Annotated in this window: 13 protein-coding genes and 1 riboswitch; of the genes, 9 read left to right on the forward strand and 4 right to left on the reverse strand. The window is 38.8% G+C overall.

Features of this window, described 5'->3' with window-relative positions; translation table 11 throughout:
• The first annotated feature begins 176 nt into the window (after positions 1 to 176).
• Together NV349_RS08105 and NV349_RS08110 are read left to right on the forward strand one after the other, a co-directional pair.
• Positions 177 to 617, forward strand: a complete 441-nt coding sequence (locus tag NV349_RS08105; protein WP_036122990.1) for a Dps family protein — start codon at positions 177 to 179, stop codon at positions 615 to 617.
• A gap of 191 nt (positions 618 to 808) precedes the next feature.
• On the forward strand, positions 809 to 1,246 hold the full coding sequence (locus tag NV349_RS08110) for a general stress protein (protein ID WP_101966836.1): 438 nt from the start codon (positions 809 to 811) through the stop codon (positions 1,244 to 1,246).
• A gap of 100 nt (positions 1,247 to 1,346) precedes the next feature.
• Here NV349_RS08110 and NV349_RS08115 read toward each other — a convergent pair whose 3' ends face one another.
• Together NV349_RS08115 and NV349_RS08120 are read right to left on the reverse strand one after the other, a co-directional pair.
• Positions 1,347 to 1,715 carry a hypothetical protein gene (locus NV349_RS08115; RefSeq protein ID WP_058844686.1) on the reverse strand — a complete coding sequence of 123 codons (369 nt, stop codon included), beginning with the start codon at positions 1,713 to 1,715 and terminating at the stop codon, positions 1,347 to 1,349.
• Between the two features lie 162 nt (positions 1,716 to 1,877).
• Positions 1,878 to 2,777 carry a DMT family transporter gene (locus NV349_RS08120; protein ID WP_036122999.1) on the reverse strand — a complete coding sequence of 300 codons (900 nt, stop codon included), beginning with the start codon at positions 2,775 to 2,777 and terminating at the stop codon, positions 1,878 to 1,880.
• Between the two features lie 134 nt (positions 2,778 to 2,911).
• On the opposite strand from NV349_RS08120, the gene NV349_RS08125 reads away from it, so the two are divergent.
• The 3 genes from NV349_RS08125 to NV349_RS08135 all read left to right on the forward strand — a co-directional run bounded on the left by NV349_RS08125 (position 2,912) and on the right by NV349_RS08135 (position 5,071).
• Complete coding sequence (locus tag NV349_RS08125; protein ID WP_036123002.1) at positions 2,912 to 3,790, forward strand: LysR family transcriptional regulator; 879 nt, start codon at positions 2,912 to 2,914, stop codon at positions 3,788 to 3,790.
• A gap of 74 nt (positions 3,791 to 3,864) precedes the next feature.
• Positions 3,865 to 4,539 (forward strand): phosphopantothenoylcysteine decarboxylase domain-containing protein, encoded by a 675-nt coding sequence (locus NV349_RS08130; protein ID WP_271912911.1) that lies wholly within the window; start codon positions 3,865 to 3,867, stop codon positions 4,537 to 4,539.
• A gap of 210 nt (positions 4,540 to 4,749) precedes the next feature.
• Positions 4,750 to 4,846, forward strand: a riboswitch (SAM riboswitch).
• A 69-nt stretch (positions 4,847 to 4,915) separates the two neighbouring features.
• Positions 4,916 to 5,071, forward strand: coding sequence for a YezD family protein (locus NV349_RS08135; RefSeq protein ID WP_080717081.1), 156 nt, complete (start codon positions 4,916 to 4,918; stop codon positions 5,069 to 5,071).
• Positions 5,072 to 5,153: 82 nt separating this feature from the next.
• On the opposite strand, the gene NV349_RS08140 is transcribed toward NV349_RS08135, so the two are convergent.
• Positions 5,154 to 5,639: a flavin reductase family protein gene (locus NV349_RS08140; protein WP_036123007.1), complete on the reverse strand. Its 486-nt coding sequence runs from the start codon at positions 5,637 to 5,639 to the stop codon at positions 5,154 to 5,156.
• Positions 5,640 to 5,797: 158 nt separating this feature from the next.
• On the opposite strand from NV349_RS08140, the gene NV349_RS08145 reads away from it, so the two are divergent.
• A complete protein-coding gene (locus NV349_RS08145; protein WP_101966835.1) occupies positions 5,798 to 6,583 on the forward strand; it encodes a VOC family protein in 786 nt (261 codons plus the stop codon).
• 104 nt (positions 6,584 to 6,687) lie between these two features.
• Here the strand turns inward: NV349_RS08145 and NV349_RS08150 are convergent, their stop codons facing one another.
• Positions 6,688 to 6,888 carry a cold-shock protein gene (locus tag NV349_RS08150; protein WP_004269397.1) on the reverse strand — a complete coding sequence of 67 codons (201 nt, stop codon included), beginning with the start codon at positions 6,886 to 6,888 and terminating at the stop codon, positions 6,688 to 6,690.
• 212 nt (positions 6,889 to 7,100) lie between these two features.
• On the opposite strand from NV349_RS08150, the gene NV349_RS08155 reads away from it, so the two are divergent.
• The 3 genes from NV349_RS08155 to NV349_RS08165 all read left to right on the forward strand — a co-directional run bounded on the left by NV349_RS08155 (position 7,101) and on the right by NV349_RS08165 (position 12,987).
• Complete coding sequence (locus NV349_RS08155; RefSeq protein WP_089932530.1) at positions 7,101 to 8,780, forward strand: formate--tetrahydrofolate ligase; 1,680 nt, start codon at positions 7,101 to 7,103, stop codon at positions 8,778 to 8,780.
• 490 nt (positions 8,781 to 9,270) lie between these two features.
• Complete coding sequence (locus tag NV349_RS08160; protein ID WP_089932528.1) at positions 9,271 to 11,307, forward strand: hydantoinase/oxoprolinase family protein; 2,037 nt, start codon at positions 9,271 to 9,273, stop codon at positions 11,305 to 11,307.
• Positions 11,308 to 11,310: 3 nt separating this feature from the next.
• On the forward strand, positions 11,311 to 12,987 hold the full coding sequence (locus NV349_RS08165; RefSeq protein WP_271912916.1) for a hydantoinase B/oxoprolinase family protein: 1,677 nt from the start codon (positions 11,311 to 11,313) through the stop codon (positions 12,985 to 12,987).
• The last annotated feature ends 11 nt before the right edge of the window (positions 12,988 to 12,998 follow it).

Genomic DNA, 12,998 nt, shown 5'->3' on the forward strand with positions numbered 1-12,998 from the left:
GAAACTATTTCGGAAAGTGAAATAATTTCATAGAATAGTTGCAATATTCTTAATGTAGATCGTTTGTCGAAGACATGTTTGAAATATTGTCGGGCGGGAACAATAGATGTATAGCCGACATCATTTGTTACACATATTAAAGGCTAGAACAAGACATATTGGAGGAGAAAGTGATTATGACACAAAACTTAAACAAACAATTAAATAAGCTAGTGGCTACATGGTCTGTACTTTATACAAAGCTGCACAATTATCATTGGTATGTGACAGGACACTCATTCTTTACACTGCATGCAAAATTTGAAGAGTTGTATAATGAAACAACCTTGAATTTAGATGAAATTGCGGAGCGTATTCTTTCAAAGGATGGCAAGCCAGTCGCAACATTAAAAGAACATCTAGAGCTTTCCTATGTAGAGGAGGCGGCAGGAAATGAGACGACAGAGGAAATGGTCGCTACGATAATTTCGGATTTCCAAAAGCTCATGAAAGCATTAAATGCCACAATGGAGCTAGCAGCAGAAGAAGGGGACGATCGTACAGAGGATCTACTTAACGCCATGTACCAATCTCTTGAAAAGCATACATGGATGTTAAAAGCCTTTCTTGACAAGTAAAAACGACAGTTACAGCATGTTGGAGATATTAAGTACTCTGGCATGCTTTTTTTCTGCAATTAATGCTTGATGTCAAAGCCATAACATGTATTAAGGGTTCATAACAATTATGACAGTTTGGTAAAAAGCGTTTGCTTGTGTACAGCAAGGGTAATTATCTAGTAAGCCATATAAATTAGGAGGAATTGAACATGATGAATGAACAAAACCCACAAATTGAGGTGGCCCATACGAGGGATGAAATGCTTCACATTTTAGAAAGTATGCGGTTAGAAGGTTATCAACAAGATGATATTCATATTATTGCGAAAGATTCCGAACAGTTTGAGGATGTAAAATGGGATGCTGATGTCCAAACACATGAGGCTGGTAATTGGGTGGACCAATTTAAGTCTTGGTTTACAGGTGACTCGGCTGTGACAGAGGGCTTAAAACGATTTAATCTATCAGAGGGACAAATCGCTTATTATGCACATCTTGTGGAGCAAGGTAGTATCGTCTTATATGCGGAACGTGAGGATGATGTAGATCCGCTACAAGCACATTCTGAGACAGTTGCCGAGCAAGAGGCACGTTTAAAACAGCAAGAGCGTATGATAGAGGCAGAGCAATATAGAAGGTTTTTATAATGATCAAACCAGTGAGATATGGCTCTGGCTTGCTGGTTAAAATATAGACAAAGTCGTTTTATTCGACTTTGTCTATTATTTTATTTAATATTGTTGTCCTTTAAATCCCATATCTATATTTAGCAATGTTATCCTTCGCATTTAAAATCGAAAGTATCGGGTCACTTGTAGGCTTTTCAAATGGCTGCTTAAACAGGTTATGAGGCATAGTATGTAAATGGCTAGCTTCTTTATTGTCATGGCTTTGTTTAGTTTCCATCAGGAGTACTCTTTGTCCATTTGGTTTAACAAGATATTGACGCACATAGCCATTTTCGTGTCTGACTTCAATTTTCGATTTGTTCTTTTTGGCGTCTTCCTCTTCACTGCCATCCACATATTTAAGTAAATCCAATAGGTTTTCTGTTTTAATAGGTTGATTGACCTTAGCTGGTAAATAGTATGATGTATTTCGGGGTTGAATTTGCATAGATGACTCTCCTCCAATTAGTTTCTGTAAAAAATAGACTGTATAGTAAACTATTTTACATGTAGTGATGCTATAAATTCAATACATAGTAGAAAAGGAAGCTTGAGATATAACTCTCAGCTTCCTTTTTCATTCGTAAATGAAGTGACATGACACACTATTTTATTGTATGACTTTTTCCTGTGCTTCTTTTTTAATAAAACGTAACGCATGGAAGTGCTCTAATTGAGCCACTAAATTACCGATAAGGATAAAGCTACCGCCAATCACTAATTTCACTGTTAAACTTTCACCAATAAACATCATGGCAAACATGGCTGCAAAAATTGGTTCTAATGAAAAAATAAGTCCTGTATGTGTAGCAGAAGTATACTGTTGTGCAACAGTTTGGCCAACAAAGCAAAATGCACTACAAATGATACCGAGCCCTAAAATAGCCAGCCAGGATGACATTGAATTTGGCAATGTCGGTGTTTCAAATATAAATGTTAAGACAAGGGCATAGATACCAGCAAAGCCGAGCTGATAAATTCCGTATGAAATGGATTCAACATTTCGTGTAAATGAGCTATTTAGTAGTAAATAAATGGAATAGCATAGTGCTGCAATGGCTACTAATAAATCCCCTTTATGGAAGGTGAATGAGCCATGTGCTGTTAAGACTGTAATACCAATCATCGTGCAAATGACCGCAAAGCTAACGGCTCTCGATGGTAATTTTTTTTCAATGAAACTGCTGAAAATCGGCACTAATACTACGGTTAGGCTTAAAATAAAGCCTGCATTTGAGGCAGAAGTAGACTGTAAACCAAATAAACTTAACGCGAACACAATGAATAATAAAAATCCTTGAATAGCCGCATATTTTAATGTTTTACCATTTACTTTGATCATCCGTTTATAAAAAATAAGTCCTGCTACGAAAAATGCAATGATACAACGCAATGCCACCACATTATAAACTGCCAATGTTTCAAGCCCCATGACCATAAAGGTATAAGATAGTCCCCAAAACATTGTGACAATAACCATCAATACATTTGCTTTTCCTTGGATACTCATTATGTTCACCTACCATCTGTGTACTAAAACAGTTTTTATACTAAAATTTACTATATATCTTGTATTGTGATTAGTAAAACGAATGTTTATAATGAATAGGATTAAAAAAATTCATGTATATAGAGGGATGACGGATGAGCTTAGTTAAATATGAGATTTTAACAAAGGTGGCAGAGGTAGCAAGCTTTACAAAAGCAGCGGATGCACTAGGACTAACGCAGTCTGCTGTGAGCCATGCCGTGTCTAGTTTAGAAAAAGAATTTGGCTTTGCTCTCATTCATCGAAGTCGTGCAGGTGTAACACTGACGAGTGAGGGGCAGACCATGCTAAGGGCGATGCGTCAGGTTCTGGATGCCCAGGAATTATTGCAGCAGGAAGCGGCCCATATACTGGGTGTAACACGCGGGAAAGTTCGAATTGGCGTTATTTCAAGTATTTCCTCGAATTGGATGCCAGAAATTGTTCGTATTATGGATCATCAATTTCCAGGGATACAAGTAGAGTTACGAGAGGGAGATTATTACGAAATTGAACAATGGCTGCTAAGTGGGGAAGTCGAGGTAGGATTCTTGAATGGTCAAAAATCAGAGCAATATCAATTTATGGAATTACAACAAGACCCTTTATTATGTATTGTTTCGGATAAAAGCCCTTTATTTCATAAGACAGAAATTGATATTGTTGACCTAGAAGATATGCCTTTTATCATGACTTCCTATAAAGGGACAAATGATGTAAAGGTACTGTTGGAGCAATATCATGTAAAGCCCCATATTCGCTTTGAGCTTTCTGAGGAGGTAGGGATTCTTTCAATGATTTCCCATCATTTAGGCATTAGTATTTTGCCTCAATTGGTCATTCAACATTTACCATCAACGTTAAAAGCAATCCCGCTAAAGCAAGGAGGCTACCGTACCATTGGAATTGCGATGAAGCACCATGCTTCCCCTGTTACTAAGAAATTTGCGGAAATATTAAGTGCTTGGTTAAAAGAGCAAAATAGTACGCTATGATTGTGGCTATTGAAGCACATCCTTACATTACGTTAAAATAGTATTTGTATATATTGTAGAAAATAGGTGAGTGTATGGGGACATTACAAGGCAAAACCGTACTCATTACAAGTGGGGGAACACTTGAAAAATGGGATCGTGTACGAGGGCACACGAATTTATCAAAAGGGACAATGGGCTGTTATTTAGCAGAGGCCGCATTGGCTAAGGGTGCGAATGTAATATATATGCATGGCTACTTTGCACAGCTTCCAGCAAATCACGACAAAATGACATTGGTAAAATTTGAAGGTATTGAGGATTTAGGAGAAAAGGTACGTCATGCGGTTCAGCTACAACAAGTCGATATTGTTATTATGGCTGCTGCTGGCTCCGATTGGGTTATTGACAAGGTTTATGATCAATCCGGTAATTTAATGGAGGAAGCGGGGAAAATGCCTTCTGACGAACCACCTATTATCCATTTTAAAAAGGCACCAAAAGTATTAGGGCAAATCAAGGGCTGGCAACCGAATGTAACGCTAGTGGGCTTTAAGCTAGAAGCTACAAATGATGAGGATTTTTTACTCGCTCGTGCAAGACTGCGTATGGAAGCCGCGCATGCTCAATTTATGGTTGCAAATAGCTCGCAGTCTTTATATGGCGGGGATGAGCCTCATTGGATCGTGCCTGCTGAGGGACAATCAATTAAGGTGATGGGCAAGCAACAGACAGCACAAACTTTAATGGAATGTTTGCATAGGGAATAACGTGATGAACTGTGGAGAAGGTCATACTTCTACACAGTTTTTTTCTTTGCCATTGTGGTTAGATAGACTGACATAGCATACAATACGATAGGATTATGAGTGAATTGTAACAGAGAGGATGCTATTACAAAGTATTCAGCTAGGTTTTCTAATATTTTATATTGACATTCGGATAACAGAATTATAGAATTATTTTCAAGAAACGCAGTACTCTTATCAAGAGAGGTGGAGGGACTTGGCCCCATGAAGCCTCGGCAACCGAGAAGATAGGTGCCAAATCCAACAGATGGTGTCTGAGAGATAGGAGGGGCTATCAATCGGTTTGATGCGTTGGCCTCTTTTGTACAACTAGGAGAATAAAGAGGGGGTGTATCGTATGGCTCAATCGGCAAAGGTAGATGATAAAAAATTAGAGGCAATTGCTAAGGCAATTCAAAATCTTGAATTTGGTGAAGTGAATATTACGATTCAAGATGGTGTGATTGTGCAAATTAATAGGCTTGAAAAGCAGAGATTTCCACAGAAGAAATAATGCTCATTTCAGTTGAACGATGTGAAAAGGCCACTAATAAGCATGGTTTCCATTGCTTACAAGTGGCTCTTTTTTATGGAAATTAGCTATAAAAGCTTTTTGGAATTGGACCGATATGACGACGATGATAGAGAAGGGGTTCTTTTTGAGAATTTGTAATGTCTAGCACTTGCCCAATAAAAATAGTATGATCGCCTGCATCTATTTGCTGAAATGATTTACATTGTAAAATAGCTGCTGTATCATGTAAAATCGGTAGCCCAAAAGTAGAAGTAGACCATTTAGCTTGAGCAAAGCGATCCGGGACTTTACTTGCAAATAATGTACATAAATGCTCTTGATTACTCGCTAAAATATTGACAGCGAATTTTTCCGCACCCATAAAGTAAGAATGGAGCTGAGATTTTTTATCAAGTGACCATAAAATAAGTAGTGGGTCAATGGAAACAGATGCAAAAGAATTGACTGTTAAGCCAATTGGATTCGTTTCATGACATGCTGTCACAACCGTTACACCTGTAGGATAGTTACCTAATGCCAATTTAAAAGCAGCTACTTGATCTGTCATTCAAATCACCTCTTTATAGTTAGTCATAAATTAGTTAACGGAGTTAGTAGGTAAATTGCACTTTTTTTCATACCATATAGTAACTCCTTTTCTTAAGTAAATTTTAAATCAATTAAACATCCAGGTAAAGCTAATGGGGGAAAGAAAGGGGAATTGCCATGACTTTATATTTTGATCATCTGGTACATCAAGTAGAATCACCAGAAAATATAAAGGTTTTCTTCAATAAACGAAATGTCCGTACAGTGAACGGTGGTCAACACACGATGTGGGGGACTTATAATACGCTAAGCTATTTTGGCTTAAGCTATATTGAACAAATCGCTATTTATGATCGTGATTTATTTGAGCAAGCGGCTCTGTACCCTTATTCCCTACATTATACGTTTAAACGTGATCGTGAGCGCCAAGGATTTTCACGAATTGCCTTGCGCACCAAAAATATTGAAGACGAGGGTCAACGATTGCGTGCATTGGGCTTTGAAGTATATGGTCCCGATGCTTGTAGCCGAACAAGACCAGATGGCACGACACTAGAATGGAAGCTATTGCATTTTGGCATGCCCAACCTTTCATTGGATTTTCCATTCTTAATTGAATGGGCAGATGAAGATGAGGAACGTTTGGCACAATTAAAAGCTAGTGGTGCAATCGATGAAAACCAAGCCATCACAATGGAATCTATTCAGTTTTTTGTCAAGGATGTGGAGGAGACGGTTCAGCTTTGGCAAAAGGTATTACAGCTACCCGATTCCGAGCAGCATGAGCAATTTGTGTCACTACAGCTACCAAATATGCGCTTGGATTTTTATGAGGAGACGGCAGCATCTGCCATGACGTTAGGGCATTTAAAAGAAGGACCCATCGGTGTAACATTGAAAGATCCACACCGAACAAAGGAAACATTAGTTTGTCCAGGTGCTTTTTATTGGATTAATAGATAAATTAAAAATCCACTTCAATTGTTGAAGTGGATTTTTATGTGCAAACATGTCAAAAAGCGGATTGAGCACTATTCATCTACCTCATCCACTTTCAATTTTGGAGCTTATAATTTTACAACATTTGATGCCTGGGGTCCTCGATTGCCTTCCACAACATCAAATGACACCTTCTGACCTTCTTCAAGTGTACGGAAGCCTTCCTCCTGGATGCCCGTAAAATGTACAAATACATCTTCTCCATCATCACATTCAATAAAGCCATAACCCTTTTCATTATTGAACCACTTTACGATCCCCTGTTGCATAAGCATTCGCCTCCAATGCGCTTGAATGTAAAATAAAGTTAACTAAGTTGTGCTATCATTGAGAAAATGTGAAAAATTGCATTTTCTCTTAGAACATACATGAATTGAACAAAGATGTCAATTGATTGTCGAAATGCTTGTGTATCTGGCTTTCTTTTTTTTCACAATTAAGACTATAATGGAAATGAACAACATAGAAAGTAGGATGCCAAATGACAACGAAAAATCAACCATTATCAGATTTAGAAATCGCTAGTCAAGCAGTAATCAAACCGATTACGGAAATTGCCAATGCTGCGGGTATTCCAGAGGATGCTCTTGAGCAGTATGGACGCTACAAAGCAAAAATTGATCCTTTAAAAATTACAGCTCAGGGTGAGGACGCAAAGGTTGTGCTAGTTTCAGCTATTAGTCCGACACCAGCAGGTGAAGGGAAGTCGACGGTTACTGTAGGACTAGCAGATGCTCTTCATCAATTAAATAAGAAAGTAATGGTCGCTTTACGTGAACCGTCATTGGGTCCAGTTATGGGCGTAAAAGGCGGGGCAACTGGCGGCGGCTACGCACAGGTTGTACCAATGGAGGATATTAATTTACATTTCACTGGTGACCTTCATGCGATTACAACAGCCAACAATGCTTTATCCGCATTCATTGATAATCATATCCATCAAGGAAATGCATTAAACATTGATCCACGACGCATTATTTGGAAGCGTGTGATGGACTTAAATGATCGTGCCCTTCGTAAAGTGGTTGTGGGATTAGGTGGCCCTGTTCAGGGCATGCCGCGCGAGGACGGCTTTGATATTACAGTGGCCTCCGAAATTATGGCGGTGTTCTGTTTAGCGACAAGTATTGAGGATTTACGTGAACGCATAGCTAGCATTGTGGTTGGCTATACATTTGAGCGTGAGCCTGTCTTTGTACGTGATTTACAAGTAGAAGGTGCCTTAACATTATTATTGAAAGATGCCTTCAAGCCAAACTTAGTTCAAACATTAGAAGGCACTCCAGCTATTATACATGGTGGTCCATTTGCTAATATTGCCCACGGCTGTAATTCCATTATGGCGACACAAACTGCTCGCAAGCTAGCGGACATTGTCGTAACAGAAGCGGGCTTTGGCTCCGATTTAGGTGCTGAAAAATTTATGAATATTAAAGCACGTAAAGCGGGCTTTAAACCAAGTGCAGTCGTTATCGTAGCAACGATTCGTGCCTTAAAAATGCATGGTGGTGTACCGAAAACGGCACTTGTTGACGAAAATGTGAATGCCCTGCTACAAGGAATTGAAAACTTAGCTAAGCATGTTGATACGGTACGTACATTTGGTGTTGAACCGATTATTGCGTTAAATCGTTTTATTACAGACTCAGAGGCGGAGCTAGAGGCTGTTCTGAACTGGTGTCAGGAAAATCAAGTTCGTATTGCCCGTACAAATGTCTGGGAAGAGGGCGGGAAAGGCGGATTAGCACTAGCTGAACAAGTATTAGCTGTGCTTGAAGAAGAAAACAACTTCTCTCCTTTATATGATGTAACGGAGTCCATTGAAGAAAAAGTGCGTACGATTGTGCAAAAGGTATATGGCGGAAAAGATGTACAATTTACAGATCAAGCCAAAAAACAAATTGCTCAAATCGAAAAATTCGGCTGGGACTCTCTGCCAGTTTGTATGGCGAAAACACAGTATTCTTTATCCGACCAACCAAGTTTACTCGGCCGACCAGAAGGCTTTACGATCACAATTCGTGAAGTTATTCCAAAGCTTGGTGCAGGCTTCCTAGTTTGTCTGACAGGCGATATTATGACCATGCCAGGACTACCTAAAACTCCAGCTGCCCTTCGCATGAATGTTGATAATGAAGGCCATGCGGTAGGATTATTCTAATATCTTCTTTAAAGCTGCCCAACTTAAATGGGCAGCTTTTTTTAATGGATAAAGGGGAAAACTTGGTTCCTAGATGCTCTCTGCATAATTTGGAAGAGAGCTACTATTTATTTTCCGCACGACTCATCGTCTATTTACAATTCAAGGATGGCATAAATGTGAAATTTTAGTTGATTTCTTCATCTACTACATGAGTGAAAGTTCATAAAAGTTAATTTTTTTAAAAAATTTTAAGATTCTAGTGAAAATTAGGATCTTTTTTATGTTGCAAAAAAATCATGAGAACTTTCCTTATATAAATGTTTTTGGTATTTTTTATTAATAGTTCTCTGATTTTGGAAAGATAGAGCGGATTTTTACAACGCAGATTAATTGTCAAATGAATTTTTATTTAAAAAATACATTGAATTTTCTTTTTCTTTTAAATATAATTTACTTAATTCTAATTCGGAACACTGTTCCGATAATAGGAACATGGAGGGATGCAGTCTTGAAAATCGCAACAGATATTGGCGGTACTTTTACCGACTTAGTTTTCACAGATGAAAAAGGAAATCTTCATTTTGATAAGGGACATACAACACCTGGTCACTTTGAGGATGGCATATTAAATGTATTAGGACGACATGTTACAGAAGAATCTCTGATTGAATCATTTATTCATGGTTCAACGGTTATTATCAATACATTAACGGAAAGAAAAGGGGGCGTAGTTGGGTTAATTACAACTAAAGGCTTCCGTGACGTCATAGAAATTGCACGTGGGAATCGACCGGACTTATATAACTTTAAATATAAAAAGCCACAACCATTTGTAGAACGTTACTTACGACAGGAAATGGATGAACGCATCGATTTTAAAGGAAATATTATGAAAGCGCTTAACACCGAAGAAGTCGATGAAATCGTTCGTAAATTTAAAAAATTGGGTGTTGAGGCGATTGCCATTTCATTCATTCACGGCTATAAAAACCCTATTCATGAACAACAGCTAAAAGAGGAAATTTTAAAAATTTGGCCTGAGGTGTATATCACACTTTCAAGTGAAACCATTAAAGAATATCGTGAGTATGAAAGAACGAATACAACGGTGTTGAATTCTTATGTAAAGCCGATTGCCCATGCCTATTTAAAAAGCTTAAAAGAAAAATTAAGTACGATCGGTATTACAGACCATTTAAAAATTATGCAATCAAATGGTGGGACGACAAGCTTTGATAAAGCAATGGAGCTACCGATCAATTTAGTGGAATCTGGTCCTGTTGCGGGGATGTTTGGGGCAGCCAAATTAGGGCAGCTACTCAATGAATCGAATATTATTGCGTTCGATGTTGGTGGGACGACGGCAAAATGCTCCCTTATTACAGATGGCAAAGTAAATGTGACAACAGATTACTATATCGAAAGAAATGAAAAATTTGCGGGTTATCCAATTAAAACGCCTGTAGTGGATATTGTTGAAATCGGTAATGGCGGTGGCTCCATCGCACGTGTAGATCCATTTGGCTCGTTAAAGGTTGGTCCAGATTCTGCTGGTGCAAACCCAGGGCCAGTGGCATATGGCTTAGGCAATACACAGCCGACAATTACCGATGCAAATGTGTATTTAGGAAGATTATCATTAGAAAACTTTGATAATCCAGTATCCATTGACAAAGTAGAGGAGGCTCTAGTGGAAGCCATTGCGAAACCGTTTAATGTAACGGCAGAAGAAGCGGCTCAAGGTATTTTAGATATTGCGAACTCTAATATGTTAAATGCACTGAAGTTGATTTCGATTCGTAAAGGCTATGATCCAGAAGACTTCACAATGGTAGCATTCGGTGGTGGTGGCCCACTACATGCGATTAACCTAGCAGAAGAATTAGGTATGAAAAAAGTGATTATTCCATATGGTTCTTCCGTCTTTTCAGCATTAGGTATGATGATGACAGAATACCGACAAGATTATATTCAAACAAGTTTAATGGGCTTTGATGCCAACCATCTTGCGGCAATTCAAGAAAATATTGATCAGGCGATTGCCAATGCCTATGCGGATGCCCCTTTATCAAAGGATCATTATTATTTTGAGATTAATTATGATTTACGATACAAAGGACAAGAGCATGCAGTGAAATTGAACGCATCGACTAGCACGATTACAGAAGAGGGGCTACGCGAATTAGCGGAGGCTTTCCATGTTAAACATAAACAAGAGTTTTCATTTGATTTACCAGCTACGCCCATTGAGTTAGTCAATTTACATCTTACAATCTACGGAAAAGATGAGGCAGTTCAGTTTAAGGAACTAGACTTCTCACAGGTCGACGCTTCCACATGTATCAAAGCACAGCGTAATTTATATGTGAAGGGAACAGGTTGGGTAGAGGTCAATGTCTACGATCAACAAAAGCTCGTACCAGGTTATGTCATTGCAGGTCCTGCTATTGTGGAAAATCCAACATCTACGGTCGTAATCAATGACAAGCAATCCATTGAAATTGATAAATATGGCAATTTGATTGTAGAGATGGAGGGGAAATAAAACATGAAAAAAGACGTTTTTGCAGTAGAAATTATTCAAGATTCATTGCTAGCCATAGGGGACGAAATGTTTGTGGCTCTAGCACGTTCATCCATGAGCCCAGTTATTTATGAAGTATTAGACTACGCTTGTGGTTTAACGGATGCCAAAGGTAATTTAATTAGCCAAGGGAATGGTGTCACAAGCTTTATTGGGATGCTAAGTCCAATGGTGCAACGTGTTATTGAAAAATTCGATAATGGAAAGTTGCATGAAGGCGATGTCATTATTATTAACGACCCATATGTTGGGGGTGGATCGCATTTATCGGATGTGGGCTTAGTATTACCGATTTTTTATAAAGGTGAAATTATTGCTTACTCTGCCAATAAAGCACACTGGACAGAGGTAGGAGGGATGGACCCAGGTTCGTTTACAAGTAATTCTAATGAAATCTATCAGGAAGGTTTACAGCTACCAGGTGTCAAACTTTATCATAAAGGGGAGTTGAACGAGGCGGTCTATGAAATTATAGCAACGAACGTTCGTTTACCAGAGCTTTCAATTGGCGATATGTTTGCACAAGTGGCAGCCTTAAAAACAGGTGAAAAACGCATTGCAGAGCTTTGTCAGAAGTTTGGTGCTGAATCGGTGAAATTGTCCATTCAAAGATTATTGGACAAGGGGGAGAAAATTGTAGAGCTTGAGCTTCAACATTTACCAAAAGGTGAATTTTATGCGGAAGACTTTATTGAAGGGGATCCATTAAAGGGCGGACCCTATCCAATTAAAGTGAAAGTAACGATTAGTGATGAAGAATTTATTTGTGATTTTAGAGGCTCGCATCCTGCGGTCAATGTGCCAGTGAACTGTTCACAATTTGGTTTAATGGCAAGTGTGCGCGTTATGTTCTTAGCTTTACTTGGCGATATTGATGTAATTAACGAGGGTGTCTTTAAACGCTTAACGATTATCACAGATGAAAATTCGATTGTTTCCGCTAAACGTCCACATCCTGTATCCATGAACTTTGAGGCGCGTATTGGGGCTGCGGATTTAATTTGGAAAGCTCTTGCACCGCATTTGCCAGAAAGATTATCGGCAGGGCATTTACAGTCCGTTTGTACATTTATCTTAACAGGTAAAAACCCTGAAAATGATGAGTCGTTCCTAATTGTTGAACCATCTGTTGGTGGTTGGGGAGCAGCAAATGATGAGGATGGTCAAAGTGGGCAATACTGCATGGGAGATGGTGAAACCTATAACCTTCCTGTGGAAATTGCAGAAACAAAATACGGTATTCAAATTGACGAATATAGTTTAAACTGCGATGGTGCTGGTGTCGGTCAATTTAGGGGTGGCTTAGGTGTACGTCGTGTCTATACAGTCAATCATGATGGTCAAAAGGTTTCTGTGAACCTAGGCAGACATCAATTTGCGCCATTCGGTTTAAATGGTGGTGGGGAAGGCTCTCACAATTATTTAATCGTTCATAAAAAGGATGGAACGAAGGTTGGACCAGTAGGTGTACTTGCCAATTATGAATTGCAAAAAGGAGACCGTATTGAGCTTGTTACAGCAACTGGCGGTGGTTACGGCAATCCATTAGAAAGAAGCACGGAAGCCATTGAACGTGATTTATTAAATGAATATATTTCTGAAGAAGTGGCGAGAAAGCAATACGCTTATCAAAACGCTTAAGGGAGAAACAA

Source organism: Lysinibacillus sp. OF-1 (genome assembly GCF_028356935.1).
Lineage (GTDB): Bacteria > Bacillota > Bacilli > Bacillales_A > Planococcaceae > Lysinibacillus > Lysinibacillus fusiformis_D.